This is a genomic window from Streptomyces endophyticus (assembly GCF_035798155.1).
Lineage (GTDB): Bacteria > Actinomycetota > Actinomycetes > Streptomycetales > Streptomycetaceae > Streptomyces > Streptomyces endophyticus.
Map to the genome: position 1 here is coordinate 38,647 of NZ_JAOZYC010000140.1, position 20,545 is coordinate 59,191.

The following is a 20,545-nucleotide window of genomic DNA, read 5'->3' on the forward strand; positions in this document are numbered from 1 at the left end:
CCCACAGATAGCGTTAACATGACGAGAAATCGTCCGGTACCCCGAGCGGACTGGAACGGAAGGCCATCGCCTCGTGACAACACCCCCTCCGAACCCACGATTCGAACCCATGGACCCCAAGGACCGCCCCGCCCGCCTCACCGTAGGCGTCGTCGGCGCGGGCCGCGTCGGTCCCGCGCTCGCCGCGTCCCTGCAACTGGCCGGGCACCGCCCCGTCGCCGTCTCCGGAGTCTCCGACGCCTCCGTGCGACGGGCCGCGACGCTGCTGCCCGACGTGCCCCTGGTGCCGCCCGCCGAGGTCCTCGCGCAGGCCGACCTGGTGCTCCTCACCGTCCCGGACGACGTCCTGCCGGACCTCGTCGAGGGGTTCGCCGAGACCGGCGCCGTACGGCCCGGGCAGCTGCTCGTGCACACCTCGGGACGGTACGGCGCAAAGGTCCTCGAACCGGCGCTGCGCGCGGGTGGCCTGCCGCTCGCGCTGCACCCCGCGATGACGTTCACGGGCACCCCCGTCGACGTCCAGCGCCTCGCGGGCTGCTCGTTCGGTGTCACCGCGCCCGAGGAGCTGCGGCTGGCCGCGGAGGCCCTGGTCATCGAGATGGGCGGCGAACCCGAGTGGATCGCCGAGGAGAACCGCGCGCTCTACCACGCGGCCCTCGCGCTCGGCGCCAACCACCTGGTCACCCTGGTCGCGGAGTCCATGGAACTGCTCCGCGAGGCGGGTGTGGGCGCTCCCGACCGGATGCTGGGCCCGCTGCTCGGCGCGGCGCTCGACAACGCGCTCAGGTCCGGCGACGCGGCCCTCACGGGCCCGGTGGCGCGCGGCGACGCGGGCACCGTCGCCGCCCACATCACGGAGCTGCGCAAGCACGCCCCGCAGACCGTCGCCGGCTATCTCGCGATGGCCCGTGCGACCGCCGACCGGGCGCTCGCGCACGGCCTGCTGAAGCCGGAGCTCGCGGAGGACCTGCTGGGCGTTCTCGCGACCGGTGCGGAGGAGACCCGATGAGCCCGACAGACTCCATAAAGACAGACTCCATAAAGACGGACTCCACAAAGACGGACTCCATAAAAGCGAGCCCTACGAAGACGTCGCACACGCGGCTCGTCCACAAGGGCGAGGACATGCGGGCACGCACGCGTACCGGGCGGCGCGTCGTCGTCATGACGATGGGCGCCCTGCACGAGGGCCACGCGACGTTGATCCGTGCGGCCCGCACTCGCGCCGGGGCGGACGGCGAAGTGGTCGTCACCGTCTTCGTGAACCCGCTGCAGTTCGGCGCGGGCGAGGACCTCGACCGCTATCCGCGCACCCTGGAAGCGGACGTGAAGATCGCCGAACAGGCGGGCGCGGACGCCGTGTTCGCGCCGTCCGTCGACGAGGTCTACCCGGGCGGGCAGCCCGAGGTCCGCATCACGGCGGGCCCCATGGGGGAGCGGCTCGAAGGCGCCGCACGCCCCGGCCACTTCGACGGCATGCTTACCGTGGTCGCCAAGCTGCTGCACCTCACGCGCGCGGACGTGGCCCTCTTCGGCCAGAAGGACGCGCAGCAACTCGCCCTGGTGCGCCGCATGGTGCGCGATCTGAACTTCGACGTGGAGATCGTCGCCGTGCCCACGGTCCGCGAGACCGACGGGCTCGCGCTCTCCTCCCGCAACCGCTACCTGTCCCCGGCCGAGCGCCGCACCGCGCTGGCCCTCTCGGACGCCCTGTTCACCGGCCGCGACCGGCACGCGGCGCAGGAGGCCCTGCGCGCGCGTGCCGCCGAGAGCCCGACCCCGCGCGCGCGGGCCAAGGCGCTCGGCAGGATCGGCGAGGCCCGTGCCGCCGCCGACGCACACGCCGTCGCCACGGCGTCCCCTGGCTGTCCCTCGGCCGTCCTCGCGGCGGCCCGCCTGATCCTCGATGAGGCCAAGCGCCTCCAGCCGCCGATCGAGCTCGACTACGTGGCGCTCGTCGACCCGCGCGACTTCACCGACGTGACCGACGGCTTCGAGGGCGAGGCCGTGCTCGCGGTCGCCGCGCGCGTGGGCGCCACCCGCCTCATCGACAACCTGCCGCTGACCTTCGGAGGCCACGAATGAGCAGCACCGGCATAAGGCTCCACGCCCCCACCCCCGGTTGGAACGTCGCGGCGGACGTCGTGGTCGTCGGCTCCGGAGTCGCGGGCCTGACCGCGGCGCTGCGCTGCCAGGCCGCGGGCCTGCGCACGGTCGTCGTCACCAAGGCCCGCCTCGACGACGGCTCCACGCGCTGGGCGCAGGGCGGCGTCGCGGCGGCCCTCGGCGAGGGCGACACCCCCGAGCAGCACCTGGACGACACCCTGGTCGCGGGCGCGGGACTGTGCGACGAGGAGGCCGTGCGCACCCTCGTCACCGAGGGCCCCGACGCCGTCCGCCGACTGATCGAGACCGGTGCGCACTTCGACGAGTCCGCCGAGGGAGACCTCCAGCTGGCCCGCGAGGGCGGCCACCACCGGCGCCGCATCGCGCACGCCGGCGGCGACGCGACCGGAGCGGAGATCTCCCGCGCGCTGGTGGAAGCCGTACGCGCGCGTGGTGTGGAAACCGTCGAGAACGCCCTGGTCCTCGACCTGTTGACGGACACCGAAGGCCGCACGGCCGGGGTCTCCCTGCACGTCATGGGAGAGGGCCAGCACGACGGCGTCGGCGCGGTCCTGGCGCCCGCCGTCGTCCTCGCGACCGGCGGCATGGGCCAGGTCTTCTCGGCGACCACGAACCCGCACGTGTCCACGGGCGACGGCGTGGCCCTCGCCCTGCGCGCGGGCGCCGAGGTCAGCGACCTGGAATTCGTCCAGTTCCACCCGACCGTGCTGTTCCTGGGCGCGGACGCCGAGGGCCAACAGCCGCTCGTCTCCGAAGCCGTACGCGGCGAAGGCGCGCACCTGGTGGACGCGGACGGCGTGCGCTTCATGGTGGGGCAGCATGAACTCGCCGAACTGGCGCCCCGCGACATCGTCGCCAAGGGCATCATGCGCCGCATGCAGGAGCGGGACGCCGAGCACATGTACCTGGACGGGCGGCACTTCGGCGCCGACATGTGGGAGCACCGGTTCCCCACGATCCTCGCGGCTTGCCGCGCCCACGGGATCGACCCGGTCACCGAGCCCATCCCGGTCGCCCCCGCCGCGCACTACGCCTCCGGAGGCGTCCGCACCGACCTCTTCGGCCGCACCACGGTGCCGGGCCTGTACGCGTGCGGGGAGGCCGCCTGCACGGGCGTCCACGGGGCGAACCGGCTGGCCTCCAACTCCCTCCTGGAAGGCCTCGTCTACGCGGAGCGCATCGCGGACGACATCGAGCGGCAGCACGCGGAGAACGGCCTCCCCGCGCGCGTACCGGCGCCGGTCGACCACCCGCGGACCCCGGAGAACCCCCTCCTGCCCTCGGAGGCACGGTTCGCCATCCAGCGCGCGATGACGGCGGGCGCGGGCGTCCTGCGCTCCGCGGACTCCCTCGCCGAGGCCGCCGCCCGGCTCGGCCGCATCCACGCCGAAGCGGTCAACTCCCTCACGGAGAACGGCAAGACGGCCGAGCCCGGTGTCGACACCTGGGAGGCCACCAACCTCCTGTGCGTGGCCCGCGTCCTGGTCGCCGCCGCCCGCCGCCGCGAGGAGACCCGCGGCTGCCACTGGCGCGAGGACCACCCGGACCGAGACGATGCCACGTGGCGCCGCCACATCGTCGTACGCCTGAATCCGGACAGGACTCTGGCCACGTACACCACACCCACAGCAGACTTCCCGGCAACGGCAGAGAACCCTCAGGAGCAGTGACCGACGTGAGCGCCACCCCCGACCTCCCCCTCGCCGCCAGCGGCGGCTGCGGCGACGACTGCGGCTGTGCGCAGGGCCTCGCAGCAGACACCGAGAACGCCACCGACGTCATGGAGTGCGGCCTCGACCCGTCGCTCGCCCAGCTGCTGCTCGACGCGGGCCTGCACCCGGTCGAGATCGAGGACATCGCCCACATGGCGATCACCGAGGACCTGGACGGCGGCGTGGACGTCACGACCGTCGCCACGATCCCCGAAGAGGCCGTCGCCACCGCCGACTTCACGGCCCGCGAGGCGGGCGTCGTGGCGGGTCTGCGCGTCGCCGAAGCGGTCATCTCCGTAGTGGCCACGGACGAGTTCGAGGTCGAGCGGCACGCGGAGGACGGCGACCGGGTCGAGGCGGGGCAGAAGCTGCTCTCGGTCACCACCCGCACCCGCGACCTGCTCACCGCCGAGCGCACCGCGCTCAACATCATGTGTCGCCTCTCCGGCATCGCGACCGCCACGCGCGCGTGGGCGGACGTTCTGGACGGTACGAAGGCGAAGGTCCGCGACACCCGCAAGACGACCCCCGGACTGCGCTCCCTGGAGAAGTACGCGGTCCGCATGGGCGGCGGCGTCAACCACCGCATGTCCCTGTCGGACGCGGCCCTGGTCAAGGACAACCACGTGGTCGCGGCCGGCGGCGTGGCCCAGGCCTTCCAGGCCGTGCGCGAGCGCTTCCCCGGGCTGCCGATCGAGGTCGAGGTCGACACCCTGCACCAGCTGCGCGAGGTGCTCGACGCGGGCGCCGACCTGATCCTCCTGGACAACTTCACGCCGGGCGAGACGGAGGAGGCGGTGGCGATCACCGACGGCCGCGCGCTCCTGGAGTCCTCCGGCCGCCTCACGCTGGAGAACGCCGCTACGTATGCGAAGACGGGTGTCGACTACCTGGCCGTGGGCGCCCTGACCCACTCCTCGCCGATCCTCGACATCGGTCTCGACCTGCGCGAGGCGGACGCCTGATGCTGCTCACCATCGACGTGGGCAACACCCACACGGTTCTCGGCCTGTTCGACGGCGAGGAGATCATCGAGCACTGGCGCATCTCCACGGACGCGCGCAGGACCGCCGACGAACTCGCCGTCCTGCTCAAGGGCCTGATGGGCATGCACCCGCTGCTCGGCGACGAACTGGGCGACGGCATCGACGGCATCGCGATCTGCTCGACCGTCCCCTCCGTGCTGCACGAGCTGCGCGAGGTCACCCGCCGCTACTACGGCGACGTACCCGCCGTCCTGGTCGAACCCGGCATCAAGACCGGCGTGCCGATCCTCATGGACAACCCCAAGGAGGTCGGCGCCGACCGCATCATCAACGCGGTCGCGGCCGTCGATATGTACGGCGGCCCCGCGATCGTCGTGGACTTCGGCACGGCGACGACCTTCGACGCGGTGTCCGCGCGCGGGGAGTACGCGGGCGGCGTGATTGCGCCCGGCATCGAGATCTCCGTCGAGGCGCTCGGCATGCGCGGCGCCCAGCTGCGCAAGATCGAGCTGGCCAGGCCGCGCAGCGTCATCGGCAAGAACACGGTCGAGGCGATGCAGGCGGGCATCGTGTACGGGTTCGCGGGCCAGGTCGACGGGGTCGTGAACCGGATGGCGAAGGAGCTCGCGGACGACCCGGACGACGTGACCGTCATCGCGACGGGCGGGCTCGCGCCGATGGTCCTCGGCGAGGCCACCGTGATCGACGAGCACGAGCCGTGGCTGACGCTGATCGGCCTGCGCCTCGTGTACGAGCGGAACGTCTCGCGGCTCTGAGGGCGCGCCCTCGGGTGCCCCGGTAAGGCGCGCCCGGGAATTGCCGGTTAAGCCGATTTGTCCGTAATAGGCCGTACCGTCATTTCATGCCCACGCCCTACGGAAACCGCGGCGGTATGGCGTTCGGCGCAGAAGAGCTGCGTGTGCTCCGACGCGCCCTCGCCCTCGCCCTCCATCCAAGCCCCGCCTCGGACGAGGACGTCCGGGCCTGTCTGCGACTCGCGGAGTCGGTCGACGAAGCGAGCCGGGAAGGCATCCGCATGCGGGCCTTCCTCCGCTCCGACCTCGACCGCTACCGGGCCGCCCTGCCCGGCTCCGCTCCCGGCTATCTGAGCCTCCTCAAGGAGTCCCTGGCGGCGGGCCACAGGCCCGGCGCCGACGACCTCGCGGCACTGCGCGCGCTGCCCGGGAACCCTGGTGCGGCGGCCCTCCTGGCCCGCTGCCACGACCTGGCGGAACAGGGCGTACGCGACAAGTTCGACGCGCGGTACCGGCCCCGCGTCCCGGCCTCCCGCACCCACCTGCTCGCCCTGCCCGGCGGACTGTCGGCGGCGGACGACGGCAAACCCGCGGCACCGCCCCCCGGGACCCCGCCACGCCCGGTCCCCACCCCCGCCGAGGTCTTCCCACCGAAGCGCCGCCCCACTCAACCTCCGGCCCCGACGCAGCGGCTGGCTGTTGGGTAGTTACTCTGGGGGCATGGACTATGTCTCCGCGCTCGTGCCCCCGGTCGTGATGGCCGCGTTCTTCATCGGTCTGATCGTGACCATCGTGAAGTCGCAGGGCGGCGACAAGAAGGCCAAGGAGGACGCGGCCGTCGACGCTGCCATCGCGCGTGCCGAGTCCACTCGGCAACAGGACGCGACCGCCTGAGCGCGGACGCGACCAGTACGGAAACCGCAGTGAGGGGCGCCCATCGGGCGCCCCTTTTGTCATTGCTTGGCGATCAACGCCACGTCCCACGTTGAATTACCGACTTCTCCCACTATTGTGCTTCTCGTGCCGCGCCCCTTGGGAGAACTCGAAGACGCAGTGATGACGCGGGTGTGGAAGTGGAACCGCCCGGTCACCGTGAGGGAAGTCCTGGAGGACCTCCAACAGGAACGGTCCATCGCCTACACGACCGTCATGACCGTATTGGACAATCTTCATCAGAAGGGCTGGGTACGCCGCGAAGCGGAAGGCCGGGCCTATCGATATGAGGCGGTCTCCACACGGGCCGCGTACTCGGCCGCGCTGATGAACGAGGCCTGGGCGCAGAGCGACAACCCGGCCGCCGCGCTCGTCGCGTTCTTCGGGATGATGTCGCCGGGCCAGCGCGAGGCACTCAGGGATGCCATGCGGATCGTCTCACCCGAACTGCCGGCTGAAGTCCCCTCGGCCCCCGAGGAAGCGGGCGACGGGGCCGGGCGATAGCGTCCGGGCATGCCAGCAGAGCTCCCCGAAGTCGGGTCAACCGTCGAATCGACCCGTAAAGCAGTCACCGTACGCAGGGCGAGGACGGCCGATGTGCCGGAGGTGCGCCGCCTGCTCGACGCGTACAGCCGACAGGGGATCCTGCTCGACAAAGCCACCGTGACGCTTTACGAGGACATCCAGGAGTTCTGGGTCGCGGAACGCGACGACAACGCCGCGGTCGTCGGCTGCGGCGCACTGCACGTCATGTGGGAAGACCTCGCGGAAGTCCGCACACTCGCGGTGGATCCCCAGGTCAAGGGGTCCGGAGTCGGACATCTGCTGCTTGAGAAGCTGTTGCAGACCGCGCGCTGGATCGGTGTTCGGCGAGTTTTCTGCCTCACCTTCGAAGTCGAGTTCTTCGCCAAGCACGCCTTCGTGGAGATCGGCGAGACGCCCGTCGATACGGTCGACACCGATGTCTACAGTGAGCTGCTGCGTTCCTATGACGAGGGTGTAGCAGAGTTCCTCGGTCTCGAACGAGTGAAACCGAACACCTTGGGCAACAGCCGGATGCTTCTGCATCTGTGATCGCCGCCGGACGCTATTCCGGCATGCGTGCTTGCAACGGTTCCCTATGTCCGAATCGCGCATGTTTTTGGGCCGGGCGGGCAGTGTTCAACTCCGGGATCTCTCCCCGATCTCAGCCAGGGGTTTGTGTTTTTCGGGCAAAAGCGGTTTGCTTTCCGACGTACTGCAGTACTGCATATAACAAGGGGACGGCGAATCAGCGGCCGTGGTCGCGGGGCCGCCCTTCAGATTTCGATGAAAGGAAATCCGGTGGCACAGAAGGTTCAGGTCCTTCTTGTCGATGACCTCGACGGTGGCGAGGCGGACGAGACGGTGACGTTCGCACTCGACGGTAAGTCGTACGAGATCGACCTCACCACCGCCAATGCGGACAAGCTCCGTGGCCTCCTTGAGCCGTACCTCAAGGGCGGTCGTCGCACCGGTGGCCGCTCGAGCGGCCGGGGCAAGGCGCGCGCCACGTCCGGCGGTGGCAACCAGGACACCGCGCAGATCCGCGCGTGGGCGAAGGAGAACGGCTACGAGGTCAACGACCGCGGCCGCGTTCCCCAGTCGATCCGTGAGGCCTACGAGAAGGCCAACGGCTGACGGGACGGCCGCATTGGTCGCTTTGTTGACGTGGTCGCCGGCGCAGCAGCGCCGCGACGCAGCCGGGCCCGGTGGCAGTGCGTCGCCGCCGTGTCCACGAGGCGTACGAGATCGGGGGCGCCCCCACCGCCCCCCACGACCGACCAGGTCGAGACGGCCGTCAGGCTCGTCAGGGCCGGTAGCACCGGTTCCACCTCGCAGCCGGGCTCGGGGGGCCGCACCCAGACAGCGGCCTCCTGCGAGCCGGACCAGCCCGGAGGCGTCGGCGCGTCGATGAGACCGCCCGCCCCGACGGCGACGAGGTCCAGGGGCAGTGCCCCCCACTCCAGCCAGTCGAGCAGCCCCGGTAGTTCGTCCGCGCTGCCCGCGGCGACCAGCAGCCGCATCGTTTCCCCGCGCACGGCCACCGGTGACCGGGGATCGAGTCTGCGCAGCATCGCGAAGCCGGCGTCGGCCGGCACCTCCAGGACGTCGAAGCGCAGCCCGGTGTGCAGCAGTGCGCCGTCGGAGCCGGGCGCGGTCGCCCAGCCGAGCTCGTCCTCGTACCACCGCCGCACCGGATCGCGTCCGGTGTCGGTCAGCGGGTGCCGGGGAGCGGGAACGGTCGTGCCGGAGGTGGTGACCATGCCAGGAGCAACAGCCACCGACGCTCCGGGGTTACGTGCTGTCGCCGAGTGCATGCGTACCGTGTCTGCAAAAGGGGCGTGCGGAGGCGCTTGGCGGCGCGAAGGTGTTCGCCCGTAGCGGAGGGAACCAGGGCGCGCCGCATGGAGTGTCAGTCCTTACGGGTAAGACATCCCTAGTGGGAGGGGCGACACGTGCGGGAAGGGCAGCCTGCGTTCGCCATCGGCGTACTGATGGTGGGGGTATCTGCCTGGCCTGCGGGAACATCGTCTCGCACCATCGGGTTGGAGCAGTTGTCGGCGTTCGGGGCAGGAGACCATGAACGGGTGTCGGCAGATGGAATGAGCGGTCCCCGCTTGCGGGACTAAGCTGCGGAAGGACAGGGAGGGGACCGACCCCTAACTGCCTGACCGCTCTGAGGAGCGATTAACGATGTTCGAGAGGTTCACCGACCGCGCGCGGCGGGTTGTCGTCCTGGCTCAGGAAGAAGCCCGGATGCTCAACCACAATTACATCGGCACCGAGCACATCCTCCTGGGCTTGATCCACGAGGGCGAGGGTGTCGCCGCTAAGGCCCTGGAGAGCCTCGGGATTTCGCTCGAGGCGGTCCGCCAGCAGGTGGAGGAGATCATCGGCCAGGGCCAGCAGGCCCCGTCCGGTCACATCCCCTTCACCCCCCGTGCCAAGAAGGTCCTGGAGCTGTCGCTCCGCGAGGCCCTTCAGCTGGGCCACAACTACATCGGCACGGAGCACATCCTGCTCGGCCTGATCCGCGAGGGCGAGGGCGTCGCTGCCCAGGTCCTGGTCAAGCTGGGCGCAGACCTCAACCGGGTGCGGCAGCAGGTCATCCAGCTGCTCTCCGGTTACCAGGGCAAGGAGACCGCCGGCGCCAGTGGCGGGCCTGCCGAGGGCACCCCCTCGACGTCCCTGGTGCTCGACCAGTTCGGCCGCAACCTGACGCAGGCCGCTCGTGAGTCCAAGCTCGACCCGGTCATCGGGCGCGAGAAGGAGATCGAGCGCGTCATGCAGGTCCTGTCGCGCCGGACCAAGAACAACCCGGTCCTGATCGGTGAGCCCGGCGTCGGCAAGACGGCGGTCGTCGAGGGCCTCGCCCAGGCGATCGTCAAGGGCGAGGTGCCCGAGACGCTGAAGGACAAGCACCTCTACACGCTTGACCTCGGCGCGCTGGTCGCCGGTTCCCGCTACCGCGGTGACTTCGAGGAGCGCCTCAAGAAGGTGCTCAAGGAGATCCGTACCCGCGGCGACATCATCCTGTTCATCGACGAGCTGCACACGCTGGTCGGTGCGGGTGCCGCTGAGGGCGCCATCGACGCGGCTTCCATCCTGAAGCCCATGCTGGCCCGCGGTGAGCTGCAGACCATCGGTGCGACGACGCTCGACGAGTACCGCAAGCACCTGGAGAAGGACGCGGCCCTCGAGCGCCGCTTCCAGCCGATCCAGGTCGCGGAGCCGTCGCTGCCGCACACGATCGAGATCCTGAAGGGTCTCCGTGACCGGTACGAGGCCCACCACCGGGTCTCCATCACGGACGAGGCCCTCGTCCAGGCCGCGACCCTGGCCGACCGGTACATCTCGGACCGCTTCCTGCCGGACAAGGCGATCGACCTGATCGACGAGGCCGGTTCCCGGATGCGCATCCGCCGGATGACCGCGCCGCCGGACCTCCGCGAGTTCGACGAGAAGATCGCGGGCGTGCGTCGCGACAAGGAGTCGGCCATCGACTCCCAGGACTTCGAGAAGGCGGCCTCTCTCCGCGACAAGGAGAAGCAGCTGCTCGCCGCGAAGGCCAAGCGCGAGAAGGAATGGAAGGCCGGCGACATGGACGTCGTCGCCGAGGTCGACGGCGAGCTGATCGCCGAGGTCCTCGCGACCGCCACCGGCATTCCGGTCTTCAAGCTGACCGAGGAGGAGTCCTCGCGTCTGCTGCGCATGGAGGACGAGCTCCACAAGCGGGTCATCGGCCAGAAGGACGCCGTCAAGGCGCTCTCGCGGGCGATCCGCCGTACGCGGGCCGGTCTGAAGGACCCGAAGCGTCCGGGTGGTTCGTTCATCTTCGCGGGCCCGTCCGGTGTCGGTAAGACGGAGCTGTCCAAGGCTCTCGCCGAGTTCCTCTTCGGTGACGAGGAGGCGCTGATCTCCCTCGACATGTCGGAGTTCAGCGAGAAGCACACGGTGTCGCGTCTCTTCGGTTCCCCGCCCGGATACGTGGGTTACGAAGAGGGCGGTCAGCTGACCGAGAAGGTGCGGCGCAAGCCGTTCTCGGTGGTTCTTTTCGACGAGGTCGAGAAGGCTCACCCGGACATCTTCAACAGCCTTCTGCAGATCCTGGAGGACGGTCGCCTGACCGACTCCCAGGGCCGCGTCGTGGACTTCAAGAACACGGTCATCATCATGACGACCAACCTTGGAACCCGTGACATCTCGAAGGGCTTCAACCTGGGCTTCGCCGCCATGGGTGACTCGAAGTCCAACTACGAGCGCATGAAGAACAAGGTCTCGGACGAGCTCAAGCAGCACTTCCGCCCCGAGTTCCTCAACCGTGTCGACGACGTCGTCGTCTTCCCGCAGCTGCTCCAGAGCGACATCCTCGAGATCGTCGACCTGATGATCACGAAGGTGGACGAGCGCCTCAAGGACCGCGACATGGGCATCGAGCTCTCGCAGTCCGCCAAGGAGCTGCTCTCGAAGAAGGGCTACGACCCCGTGCTCGGCGCGCGACCGCTGCGTCGCACGATCCAGCGCGAGGTCGAGGACACCCTCTCGGAGAAGATCCTCTTCGGTGAGCTGCGCCCGGGCCACATCGTGGTCGTGGACACGGAGGGCGAGGGCGAGAACAAGACCTTCACCTTCCGCGGCGAGGAGAAGGCGGCACTGCCCGACGCCCCGCCGATCGAGGACGCGGCCGCGGGCGGCTCCGCCGGGCCGAACCTGAGCAAGGACGCGTAACCCCTCCGGGGCGAGCCTGATACGGGTGGGCCCGAACTGTTCCTGACGGAACGGTTCGGGCCCACCCGTTTTTTGTGTGGAGGGGCGTAGCCCCGGTCACATCCGGGAGCTGTTGGATCTTGCCCGTCGGTGACATGCCGCATAGGACGTGCATCACGTACTAACGGAAATAGTGGGCCGGTGGTGGGTCGGCCGCGCTGTTACACGGCCGATGGGTTCCGGTAACAGCCGGGGCGTACGGCGATGAAGTGCGGTTAAACCAAGGATGAGTGCATAAATCGGGCATCCGCGAGCCCGCTCGGGTCGCCGGATGGTGCGGGCCGTTTTCGGGGTGGGCCTACGAGGCGGTGTCGTAGATGGGCGTTTTGGGTGGCGATGGGGGGTCGGGTTACCAAGGGATGGCCGGTCCGGCAGCACGAGGCAGTGCGCCGGGCCACTTCATGTCCCAGTTCGAGAGGTCTGCCCATATGTCGAAGCGCACCCAGTCCCACCGCCCCGGTACGTCGATGCTCCGTAAGCGGGCTGCCGTCGTGGCCGCCGGATTCGGAGTGTCGGCGCTGCTCGGGACCGGGGCCGCGGTCGCCGACTCCGCAGACGCCACCGCCCTCCCCGGTATCGCCGCCTCCTCCCTCGAGGCCCAGGCCACCGCTCAGGCCAAGGCCGCCGACAGCGCCGCGAAGGCGAAGAAGCAGGCCGAGGCGGAGAAGAAGAAGGCCGAGGAGAAGAAGGCCGCGTCCTGGATCGACCCGGTCAAGGACTACGAGCTCTCCGCCGGCTACTCGCAGGGCGGCGCCATGTGGGCCAGCGGCCACCACTCCGGCCAGGACTTCGCGGTGTCGGTCGGCACCGATGTCTCCGCCGTGCACGGCGGCACCGTCGTCAAGGCCGGCGGCAATGGCGCCGGTGACGGCGCCGCGTACGGCAACGCCATCGTCATCAAGCACAGCGACGGCACGTACTCGCAGTACGCGCACCTGTCGCGGATCGACGTGAAGGTCGGCGACACGGTCAGCACGGGCGACCACATCGCGCTGTCCGGCGACACCGGCAACTCCAGCGGCCCGCATCTGCACTTCGAGATCCGCACGACGGCGGACTACGGCTCGGCGGTCAACCCGGTCAACTTCCTGAAGAAGGAGGGCGTGAGCGTCTGACGACGCCCGCCGCATCGGCCCGTCAACTGTGATGGGCCCGGGTGACCAGGTCGGAGGCGACCTCGAGGATGGCCTTGCGCTTCTCCTCGGGGTCGCCTTCGACGTCTCTGAGGACGAACATCCCGGCGTGCATCGAGAACAGCGCGCTGAAGCAGCGGACCCGGTCGGTCAGCGTGACGTCCTCGGGGAGCAGATGGTCGAGCAGGGACGTCATCCGCTCCTTGAAGTTCTCGCCGATGCTCAGCTCGCGCATCGTCGCCTGGTTCTCCTGCATGAAACGGAAGAGCGGGGCGGCGTCGGACAGTGCGCTCGAGTAGTGGCCGAGGATCTCGAGCTTGGCCTCGAGCGTCGGCGGCTGCTCGGCGGCCCACGCGATCACGTCGTCGATCGGCCTCATCAGGTCCGTGAAGAGACTGACGACGATGTCTTCCTTGGTCTTGAAGTGGTAGTAGAGCGCGGCCTTCGTCACACCGAGGCGTTCGGAGATCTCCCGCAGCGACGTCTTCTCGTACCCCTGCTCGGCGATGAGCTCCAAGGTCACGTCCTGAATGCGCTGGCGGGTGTCCCCGCGGCGCTGCTGCGGCTTACTGCTGCCCGTGACCATCGGCTGCTGCCTCTCGTGCCCTTGGGAAAAAACTTACTTGACGCCCGGCTAGTTGGCGCTCTACTTTCCCCATTGTAGGTAACTAGCCGGGCGACAAGTAAGTCCCGGGTGACGCAGGGGGAGTGGGGACCATGACACAGGCGGCGGTGCAGCCCGCGACAGCGGATCAGGAGCCGGTGAAACAGCCGCGCAGCGTGCGAGTAGTGCTGCTCGCGCTGATGCTCGCCATGTTGCTGGCCATGCTCGACAACATGATCGTGGGCACCGCGATGCCCACCATCGTCGGAGAGCTGGGTGGACTCGAGCATCTGTCGTGGGTCGTCACCGCGTACACGCTCGCGACCGCCGCCTCCACGCCGATCTGGGGGAAGATCGGCGACATGTACGGCAGGAAGGGCGCCTTCCTGACCTCCATCGTGATCTTCCTGCTCGGCTCCGTGCTCAGCGGAATGGCCCAGGACATGGGGCAGCTGATCGGGTTCAGGGCCGTGCAGGGGCTCGGCGCCGGCGGGCTGATGGTCGGGGTCATGGCCATCATCGGCGATCTGATTCCGCCCCGTGAGCGGGGCAAGTACCAGGGCATGATGGCCGGCGTGATGGCCCTCGCCATGATCGGCGGGCCGCTGGTCGGCGGCACCCTCACCGACCACCTCGGCTGGCGCTGGGCGTTCTACATCAACGTGCCGCTCGGCATCCTCGCCCTCGTGGCGATCACCGCGGTGCTGCACCTGCCGAAGAAGCGGGCCGCGCACTCCATCGACTACTTCGGTGCCGCGCTGCTCACCGTCGGCATCACCTCGATCGTGCTCGTGACCACGTGGGGCGGGAGCGAGTACGCCTGGGACTCCGCCATGATCATGGAGTTGATCGGGATCGGCGTCGCCGCGCTCGTCGGGTTCGTGTTCTGGCAGACCAAGGCCGCCGAGCCGATCGTGCCGCTGCACATCTTCCGCAACCGCAACTTCACGCTGATGTCCGTGATCGGCTTCATCACCGGCTTCGTGATGTTCGGCGCGGTGCTCTTCCTGCCGCTGTACCAGCAGTCCGTGCAGGGCGCGTCCGCGACCAACTCCGGTCTGCTGCTGCTTCCGATGCTGCTCGCGATGATGGTCGTCTCGCTGATCGCGGGCCGGGTCACCACCAACACCGGCAAGTACAAGGTGTTCCCGGTGGTGGGCAGCGTCCTGATGATCGCCGGTCTGTTCCTGCTCGCGCAGATGGACACCGGGACGTCGCGGTTCACGTCCGGGCTCTACATGGCCGTGCTGGGCGCCGGGATGGGCTGTCTGATGCAGATCACGATGCTGGTCGCGCAGAACAGCGTCGAGATGAAGGACATGGGCGTCGCGTCCTCGTCCACCACCTTGTTCCGCACCCTCGGTTCGTCGTTCGGCGTCGCCATCATGGGCGCGCTGTTCAACAACCGGGTGCAGGACGTCATGGCGGAGCGGGCCGGGGCGCTCGGCGGGAAGATCACCGAGCAGTCGGCGCAGCTGGATGCGGCGAGCCTGGCGAAGCTGCCGGAGCAGGCGCGGGACGCCTACCAGTTCGCGGTCTCCTCCGGCACGCACTCGGCGTTCCTGCTGGGTTCCGTGGTGGCGCTCGCCGCGCTGCTCGCGGCGGTCTTCGTCAAGGAGGTCGTGCTGCGGGGGGCGGGGCCTGCCGACAAGGAGCCGGCAACGACGGAACCCGTCGCCTAGTTGCCCGGTCGCCTAGGGCCCTTCTGACGGATCAGGCTGGACGCGGACGGCGTCCACGGGCGGTGCGGGCGAGTGGGGTCTGGTGCGTGCAGCTGCAAGGCGGAGGAGGGCGTCAACGCGGAGCGTTGGCAACCGACGACAACGCCGCAGATGTGCGTGCCAGGGCCCGCGACTCCAGCAAGATCCGTCAGAAGGGCCCTAGGGCAGCCGCACCATCGGGAAGCTCCCGGTGTTCGTCGGGGCGTGCTCCGGAAGCCACAGCACGGCCACGGCGCCCTCGGCGGGGGCGTCGTGGTCGGCGCCCTGCGGGCGGATGTTGCGGAACGTGAGGCGGGCGCCGAGCACCCGGGCCTGGCCCGCCGCGATCGTCAGGCCCAGGCCGTGGCCGTGGCCCGCGCGGTCGGCGGCGCCGGTGCGGAAGCGGCTCGGCCCGTCCTCCAGGAGCTCCTCCGGGAAGCCGGGGCCGTGGTCGCGCACCCGGAGCACCCGGCCCTCGACGCTGACCTCGATGGGCGGGCGTGCGTGCTTGGAGGCGTTGGCCAGTAGGTTGAGGAGGATGCGCTCCAGGCGGCGCGGGTCCGTCGTCACCTCGGACTCGTGGATCACCCGGACGCTGACGCCGTCGCCCGCGCGGGCCGCGATCCGGCGCTCCACGAACTCGCCGAGCATGATGTCCTGCAACTCGGCACGCTCGGCGGCACTGTCGAGCCGCGCCACCTCCAGGACGTCCTCGACGAGCGTACGCATCGCCTGCGCGCGGTCCTTGACGAGTTCGCTCGGCCGCCCGGGGGGCAGCAGTTCGGCGGCGGTGAGCAGCCCGGTGACCGGCGTGCGCAGCTCGTGCGCGATGTCGGCGGTGACCCGGCGCTCGGCCTCAAGGCGCTGCTTCAGGGCGTCGGCCATCGCGTCGACGGCCTGCGCGAGATCGTCCGTCTCGTCGCGTACGACACCGCCGATGGCGCGCCGGACGCGGACGTCGCTCTGGCCCGCCGCGACATCGCGGGCCGCGCTCGCCGCCTTGCGCAGGCGGCGGGAGAGCTGGCCGCCGATGAGGACGCCGAGCGCGCTGCCGCCGAGCACGACGGAGATCGAGCCGATGAGCAGCGCCTTGTCGAGGTCCTTCATCACGGTGGCGCTGCGGTCGGCGAACCGGGTGTGCACCGAGAGGATCCCGCCGTTGCTGAGCGGGACCGCGGCCCAGATGTCGGGCACGCCGCTGGCCGACTCCGACACGTAGGTGACGCGGCGGCCCTCCTGGGCCTTCGCGCGCAGGTCGTGCGGGAGCACCGGGTCGTCCACCTTGAAGCCGACGGGCAGATTGCCGCCGCGCGCCTCGTACTGCCGTTGCACGAACTGGATCCGCTCGTCCTGCACGTCCCGCGCGTTGTCCAGCATCGAGACGCGGGCCGCGTTGTGCACGACGAGGCTGAGTGCCACGGCGACGAGCGCGCCCACGAAGGCGATGGCGACGCTGATCTTCCAGCGCACACCGGTCCGCAGGCCGTGCGGGATCCAGGAGCGGGCGGTCTTCCGCACGGCGGCCGACGGCCCGGCGGCGGCCGGATTCTCCGCGGCACCTTCGGCACCCGCGACACCTTCGCCACCCGTGGCACCTTCGGCACCCGTGGCGCGCGGCGTCGGCACGGCAGCCGCCGACGCGGCCCCTGTGGTGCCCCTCCTCATACGCGCTGTCCCATATATGCGCTGTCCCATCAGCCCGGTCAGGCCTTGAGCTTGTAGCCGAAGCCGCGGACCGTCTCGATCCGGTCCTGGCCGATCTTCGTACGCAGCCGCTGCACATGGACGTCGACGACGCGGGTGTCGCCGCCCCAGCCGTAGTCCCACACGCGCTCCAGGAGCTTGTCGCGGGACAGCACCGAGCCGGGCACGGAGGAGAACTCAAGCAGCAGGCGCATCTCGGTGGGCGTCAGGGCCACCGGCTCCCCGCCCTTGCGGACCTCCATGCCGTCCGTGTCGATCTCCAGGTCGCCGAAGCGCAGCGCCCCGTGGCCGGGCGCGAGGCCCTCCTCGGCCGCGCCGGACGCGGCCGCAGCGCCGCCCGCGTGCCCGAAGCGGCGCAGCACGGCGCGGATCCGGGCCACGAGCACCGCCCCGTCGAACGGCTTCGTCACGTAGTCGTCAGCCCCCGCCTCCAAGCCGAGCACGACATCGATGGAGTCCGCGCGCGCGGAGAGCATGATCACCGGAACCGTCGACTCGTCGCGGATGCGGCGGCACAGGGAGACCCCGTCGAGCCCCGGCACCATGACGTCGAGCAGCGCGATGTCCGGCCGGTCCGCCCGGAACGCCTCCAGGCCCGCGAGCCCGTCCGGCATCGCGGTCACCACGAAACCGTCGCGCTCCAGGGCGAGCTGGGTGGCCTCGCGGATGACGTCGTCGTCCTCGACGAACAGGACGTGCGTCGGCTCGCCCTTGCGCTCACCGCCCATGACAGCCATCCGATCTCTCCTCCACCACGTGTCTCAGCCGGCGTCGTCCGAAGGCGCCGGGCTCTCCCCGTCCACCGCGTTGCTGTAATCGTTGTGCGTGCGGCTCTCCTGGGTGAACCCGCGCCCGCCCCACCGGTACGTGAGGATCTCCTCGCCCGACGGTGAGGCGACCGAGTCACCCTTCTCGTACACCTGCTTGGTGACCACGAGATCACCCCGGTCGATCTCCGCGTACACCGGGGGCTCTTCGTCCTTGAACACATTCTTGTACGTGCCGCCCTCGTCGCGATACACGTACGTGCCGATGCCGACCGCGTCCCCGCAGGTCATCACGTTCACCACGACGTCGCTCCGGGAGCTGCCGGTCAGCGTTCCGTAGCTCACGTCGACCGGGTACTCGTCCGCCACGCACGGCTTCAGGTCGCGCTTGATGTCCGCGCCGACCTTCGGGTCCTTCTTCACCATCCCCACCGCCTCGGCGGAGCTCGGGGCGCTCGGTGAGGCGGAGGCCGAGGGGCTCGCGCTGCCCGCCGCCGTCGACCCGACCGGGTCCGTGCGGGCCGGGCCCTCGTCACGGGCGCCGGTGCCTCCGGTCGAGCACGCCGCGAGGACCCCGGCGAACAGCCCGATGGCGGCGAGCCCGGCGATCGCCGCGCTCCCCGCCTTTATGCCCCGCATCAGGGCGGAACGCCCCCGCATCAGGGACGTACGAATCCCAGAGGCGCGTATGCCTAGGCCGCGCAACGCTCCCGCTCCTTAACGTCGAGCGCGCGGCCGGCCAGTTCCTCGCGCTCTCGCTTCTCCAGCTCCTCACGGAGCCGGGCAAGGGCCCGGTGCAGCGTGCTCTTCACGGTTCCGGCCGACATTCCGAGAGCGGCGGCCGTCTCCTCTGTGGACATCTGCTCCCAGTGTCGCAGCACCACGACGCTGCGCTGCTTCGGAGCGAGCACCTTCATGACGTCCATCAGCAGTGCGCGGTTGGCGTGCTGCTCCGTCGAGTCGTCGATCGAGGACTCCGGCAGCTGCTCGGTGGGCACTTCCTCCAGCTTGCGCGCCCGCCACCACTCGGTCCGCGTGTTGATCATGACGCGGCGCAGATACGCGTCGGCCAGGCGCTTGTCCGCTATGCCGTCCCACCGCCCGTACGTCCGTACGAGCGCGGTCTGCAGCAGGTCCTGGGCGTCGACCGGGTCGGGCACGAGACGCCGGGCGCTGCGCAGCAGGGCGTCCTGCCGCGTCCGCACGTACTCTTCGAACCCGAGCACCTCACCGGCATGCGCCATGATCAACTGCCTCCCGCTTCCCGCAATCCCCGTGGTCCGCACAGGTTGTGTGCGGTTACGAGGAAGAAGTTACGGAGGAGTTGTCACGGCGTTGTCCGTTCCGGCCAGCGGCCACCGCACGACTACCCGTCGGTTGTGTAACGAAGGGCGCCGTGGAGCTCCGGGCGCCCCGGCTCAGCCCTGCGGAAGCCGGTAGAGGCCGCCCGCGAGCGGCTCCACCAGGCCGTCGTCGACCAGGCCGTCCAGGGCCCTGGCCCGCTGCACCGGCTCGTCCCACACCCGGTCGAGCACCGCCTGCGGCACCGGGGCGACGGAGTCCCGCAGCACGGCGAGCAGCTTGCCGCGCACCTGGCGGTCCGTGCCCGCGTACGTCTGGCCGCGGCGCGCCGGTCCCTCGTGCGCGGGCTTGCCCGCGAGCCGCCAGGAGCACATCGCCGCGATCGGGCAGCGGTGGCACTCCTCGTTCTTGGCGGTGCACACCAGGGCGCCCAACTCCATGGAGGCGGCGGCCCACTGGGCGGCGGTGTCGTCCTCCTCGGGCAGCAGCTCCCGGGCCAGCTTCCGCTCGGCGGCGGTGGTCGCGTTCGGCGGGTATTGCACGCCGGCCACGGCGCGGGCGAACACCCGCCGCACGTTCGTGTCGAGCACCGCGTGCCGCTGGCCGTACGCGAACGAGGCGACGGCGGCCGCCGTGTACTCGCCGATGCCGGGCAGCGCGAGGAGCTGCGCGTGGCCGGTGGGTACGTCGCCGCCGTGGCGTTCCGTTATGGCGACGGCGGCGCCGTGCAGGCGCAGGGCGCGGCGCGGATAGCCGAGCCGGCCCCAGGCACGGACGGCCTCGCCGGGCGCCTCCGCGGCGAGGTCGGCGGGCCGGGGCCAGCGGGCGAGCCACTGCTCGTACACCGGGAGCACGCGGTTGACGGGGGTCTGCTGGAGCATGAACTCGCTGACCATCACGCCCCACGGGCCCGCGTCGCGGCGGCGCCAGGGCAGGTCGCGAGCGTGCTCGGTGAACCAGTCGATGACCGGTGCGTGGAGATCGGCGTTCTCGGCGTTCTCGGGGTTCTCTGTGAGCGCAGTCATGGCACGTCCGATCCTGCCATGTGTGGGGGCCGGGGCGGGGGAGCGCGGTGCCGGGGGCGGGGGCTGTGCCCGGGTTGGCGTCGGTGGTGACGGGTGCGCGGCGCCGGGGTTCCGGGTCTGTGCCGGGGGCCGGGACCGTCGTGGCGGGTGCGCGGTGCCGGGGTTGGGGGTCTGTGCCGGGGGCGGCGCCCATGCGATCGGTGCGGGGCGCGGTGCCTCCTCCGGCCGTGCCGGGGTCCGGTCATCTCCCACCCTCCCGCCCCCTCCGGGGGCTTCGGCCCGACCGGGGCCCGGCGCCGTGCCGGGGTCGGCGCCCATGTTGTGGGTGCGCGGCACCGGGCGCCGCCTTGCCCACCCTGCCGCCCAAGGCGGCAGATTGCCCAAGGCAAGTTGCGGCCGGTCGCAACGGGCGGGGTGGGGTCCGAGGTGGTGGGCCGGCCACGGCGTGGTGCGGTTGACCGCAACGGGCGGGAGGGGTTGCCCGGGGCTCCGGGCAGGCACGGCCACA

The 20,545-nt window shown here is 70.4% G+C and carries 20 protein-coding genes; 13 read left to right on the forward strand and 7 right to left on the reverse strand.

Going from position 1 to position 20,545, the window contains the following annotated elements:
• The first annotated feature begins 109 nt into the window (after positions 1-109).
• The 10 genes from OKJ99_RS26340 (at position 110) to OKJ99_RS26385 (ending at position 8,172) form a co-directional block, all read left to right on the forward strand.
• Positions 110-1,009 (forward strand): Rossmann-like and DUF2520 domain-containing protein, encoded by a 900-nt coding sequence (locus tag OKJ99_RS26340; RefSeq protein WP_326020019.1) that lies wholly within the window; start codon positions 110-112, stop codon positions 1,007-1,009.
• Between the two features lie 116 nt (positions 1,010-1,125).
• Positions 1,126-2,085 carry a pantoate--beta-alanine ligase gene (gene panC, locus OKJ99_RS26345; protein ID WP_326020049.1) on the forward strand — a complete coding sequence of 320 codons (960 nt, stop codon included), beginning with the start codon at positions 1,126-1,128 and terminating at the stop codon, positions 2,083-2,085.
• Positions 2,082-3,797: an L-aspartate oxidase gene (locus tag OKJ99_RS26350; protein WP_326020020.1), complete on the forward strand. Its 1,716-nt coding sequence runs from the start codon at positions 2,082-2,084 to the stop codon at positions 3,795-3,797. The genes panC and OKJ99_RS26350 overlap by 4 nt, the downstream gene beginning before the upstream one ends.
• Positions 3,794-4,804, forward strand: coding sequence for a carboxylating nicotinate-nucleotide diphosphorylase (gene nadC / locus OKJ99_RS26355; RefSeq protein ID WP_326020021.1), 1,011 nt, complete (start codon positions 3,794-3,796; stop codon positions 4,802-4,804). Before OKJ99_RS26350 ends, nadC begins: the two co-directional genes overlap by 4 nt.
• Positions 4,804-5,601, forward strand: coding sequence for a type III pantothenate kinase (locus OKJ99_RS26360; protein WP_326020022.1), 798 nt, complete (start codon positions 4,804-4,806; stop codon positions 5,599-5,601). The genes nadC and OKJ99_RS26360 overlap by 1 nt, the downstream gene beginning before the upstream one ends.
• Positions 5,602-5,687: 86 nt before the next feature.
• Positions 5,688-6,287, forward strand: a complete 600-nt coding sequence (locus OKJ99_RS26365; RefSeq protein WP_407700765.1) for a hypothetical protein — start codon at positions 5,688-5,690, stop codon at positions 6,285-6,287.
• Positions 6,288-6,300: 13 nt separating this feature from the next.
• Entirely contained in the window at positions 6,301-6,474 is a 174-nt protein-coding gene (locus tag OKJ99_RS26370; RefSeq protein ID WP_326020023.1) for a hypothetical protein, read from the forward strand.
• Between the two features lie 126 nt (positions 6,475-6,600).
• On the forward strand, positions 6,601-7,017 hold the full coding sequence (locus OKJ99_RS26375) for a BlaI/MecI/CopY family transcriptional regulator (RefSeq protein WP_326020051.1): 417 nt from the start codon (positions 6,601-6,603) through the stop codon (positions 7,015-7,017).
• 9 nt (positions 7,018-7,026) lie between these two features.
• Positions 7,027-7,587, forward strand: a complete 561-nt coding sequence (locus tag OKJ99_RS26380; protein WP_326020024.1) for an amino-acid N-acetyltransferase — start codon at positions 7,027-7,029, stop codon at positions 7,585-7,587.
• A 249-nt stretch (positions 7,588-7,836) separates the two neighbouring features.
• Positions 7,837-8,172: a histone-like nucleoid-structuring protein Lsr2 gene (locus OKJ99_RS26385; protein ID WP_266711306.1), complete on the forward strand. Its 336-nt coding sequence runs from the start codon at positions 7,837-7,839 to the stop codon at positions 8,170-8,172.
• On the opposite strand, the gene OKJ99_RS26390 is transcribed toward OKJ99_RS26385, so the two are convergent.
• Positions 8,151-8,798 (reverse strand): SCO3374 family protein, encoded by a 648-nt coding sequence (locus OKJ99_RS26390; RefSeq protein ID WP_326020052.1) that lies wholly within the window; start codon positions 8,796-8,798, stop codon positions 8,151-8,153. The two genes, OKJ99_RS26385 and OKJ99_RS26390, sit on opposite strands and share 22 nt — an antisense overlap.
• Before the next feature lie 430 nt (positions 8,799-9,228).
• Here OKJ99_RS26390 and OKJ99_RS26395 point away from each other — a divergent pair, with 430 nt between their 5' ends.
• Both OKJ99_RS26395 and OKJ99_RS26400 read left to right on the forward strand, forming a co-directional pair.
• A complete protein-coding gene (locus OKJ99_RS26395; protein ID WP_326020025.1) occupies positions 9,229-11,763 on the forward strand; it encodes an ATP-dependent Clp protease ATP-binding subunit in 2,535 nt (844 codons plus the stop codon).
• Positions 11,764-12,230: 467 nt separating this feature from the next.
• On the forward strand, positions 12,231-12,917 hold the full coding sequence (locus tag OKJ99_RS26400; RefSeq protein ID WP_326020026.1) for a M23 family metallopeptidase: 687 nt from the start codon (positions 12,231-12,233) through the stop codon (positions 12,915-12,917).
• Between the two features lie 22 nt (positions 12,918-12,939).
• Here OKJ99_RS26400 and OKJ99_RS26405 read toward each other — a convergent pair whose 3' ends face one another.
• Positions 12,940-13,521, reverse strand: coding sequence for a TetR/AcrR family transcriptional regulator (locus OKJ99_RS26405; RefSeq protein WP_326020027.1), 582 nt, complete (start codon positions 13,519-13,521; stop codon positions 12,940-12,942).
• A gap of 131 nt (positions 13,522-13,652) precedes the next feature.
• Between OKJ99_RS26405 and OKJ99_RS26410 the strand changes: the two genes are divergently transcribed.
• Positions 13,653-15,221, forward strand: coding sequence for an MDR family MFS transporter (locus OKJ99_RS26410; protein WP_326020028.1), 1,569 nt, complete (start codon positions 13,653-13,655; stop codon positions 15,219-15,221).
• 198 nt (positions 15,222-15,419) lie between these two features.
• On the opposite strand, the gene cseC is transcribed toward OKJ99_RS26410, so the two are convergent.
• The 5 genes from cseC to OKJ99_RS26435 form a co-directional block, all read right to left on the reverse strand.
• A complete protein-coding gene (gene cseC, locus OKJ99_RS26415) occupies positions 15,420-16,904 on the reverse strand; it encodes a two-component system sensor histidine kinase CseC (protein ID WP_326020029.1) in 1,485 nt (494 codons plus the stop codon).
• A 38-nt stretch (positions 16,905-16,942) separates the two neighbouring features.
• Positions 16,943-17,671, reverse strand: coding sequence for a two-component system response regulator CseB (gene cseB / locus OKJ99_RS26420; protein WP_326020053.1), 729 nt, complete (start codon positions 17,669-17,671; stop codon positions 16,943-16,945).
• A gap of 33 nt (positions 17,672-17,704) precedes the next feature.
• Positions 17,705-18,370: a hypothetical protein gene (locus OKJ99_RS26425; protein ID WP_326020030.1), complete on the reverse strand. Its 666-nt coding sequence runs from the start codon at positions 18,368-18,370 to the stop codon at positions 17,705-17,707.
• A gap of 32 nt (positions 18,371-18,402) precedes the next feature.
• Positions 18,403-18,954, reverse strand: coding sequence for a SigE family RNA polymerase sigma factor (locus OKJ99_RS26430; protein ID WP_326020031.1), 552 nt, complete (start codon positions 18,952-18,954; stop codon positions 18,403-18,405).
• Between the two features lie 174 nt (positions 18,955-19,128).
• Positions 19,129-20,037 (reverse strand): HhH-GPD family protein, encoded by a 909-nt coding sequence (locus OKJ99_RS26435; protein ID WP_326020032.1) that lies wholly within the window; start codon positions 20,035-20,037, stop codon positions 19,129-19,131.
• Between the last annotated feature and the right edge of the window lie 508 nt (positions 20,038-20,545).

Excerpts from the sequence above, each read along its gene's own strand:
- OKJ99_RS26340 (WP_326020019.1), top strand. The coding sequence starts at position 110 with ATGGACCCCAAGGACCGCCCCGCCCGCCTCACCGTAGGCGTCGTCGGC.
- panC (WP_326020049.1), top strand. The coding sequence starts at position 1,126 with ATGCGGGCACGCACGCGTACCGGGCGGCGCGTCGTCGTCATGACGATG.
- OKJ99_RS26350 (WP_326020020.1), top strand. The coding sequence starts at position 2,082 with ATGAGCAGCACCGGCATAAGGCTCCACGCCCCCACCCCCGGTTGGAAC.
- OKJ99_RS26360 (WP_326020022.1), top strand. The coding sequence starts at position 4,804 with ATGCTGCTCACCATCGACGTGGGCAACACCCACACGGTTCTCGGCCTG.
- OKJ99_RS26365 (WP_407700765.1), top strand. The coding sequence starts at position 5,688 with ATGCCCACGCCCTACGGAAACCGCGGCGGTATGGCGTTCGGCGCAGAA.
- OKJ99_RS26370 (WP_326020023.1), top strand. The coding sequence starts at position 6,301 with ATGGACTATGTCTCCGCGCTCGTGCCCCCGGTCGTGATGGCCGCGTTC.
- OKJ99_RS26380 (WP_326020024.1), top strand. The coding sequence starts at position 7,027 with ATGCCAGCAGAGCTCCCCGAAGTCGGGTCAACCGTCGAATCGACCCGT.
- OKJ99_RS26390 (WP_326020052.1), bottom strand. The coding sequence starts at position 8,798 with ATGGTCACCACCTCCGGCACGACCGTTCCCGCTCCCCGGCACCCGCTG.
- OKJ99_RS26395 (WP_326020025.1), top strand. The coding sequence starts at position 9,229 with ATGTTCGAGAGGTTCACCGACCGCGCGCGGCGGGTTGTCGTCCTGGCT.
- OKJ99_RS26400 (WP_326020026.1), top strand. The coding sequence starts at position 12,231 with ATGTCGAAGCGCACCCAGTCCCACCGCCCCGGTACGTCGATGCTCCGT.
- OKJ99_RS26405 (WP_326020027.1), bottom strand. The coding sequence starts at position 13,521 with ATGGTCACGGGCAGCAGTAAGCCGCAGCAGCGCCGCGGGGACACCCGC.
- OKJ99_RS26410 (WP_326020028.1), top strand. The coding sequence starts at position 13,653 with ATGACACAGGCGGCGGTGCAGCCCGCGACAGCGGATCAGGAGCCGGTG.
- cseC (WP_326020029.1), bottom strand. The coding sequence starts at position 16,904 with ATGAGGAGGGGCACCACAGGGGCCGCGTCGGCGGCTGCCGTGCCGACG.
- cseB (WP_326020053.1), bottom strand. The coding sequence starts at position 17,671 with ATGGGCGGTGAGCGCAAGGGCGAGCCGACGCACGTCCTGTTCGTCGAG.
- OKJ99_RS26425 (WP_326020030.1), bottom strand. The coding sequence starts at position 18,370 with ATGCGGGGGCGTTCCGCCCTGATGCGGGGCATAAAGGCGGGGAGCGCG.
- OKJ99_RS26430 (WP_326020031.1), bottom strand. The coding sequence starts at position 18,954 with ATGGCGCATGCCGGTGAGGTGCTCGGGTTCGAAGAGTACGTGCGGACG.
- OKJ99_RS26435 (WP_326020032.1), bottom strand. The coding sequence starts at position 20,037 with ATGACTGCGCTCACAGAGAACCCCGAGAACGCCGAGAACGCCGATCTC.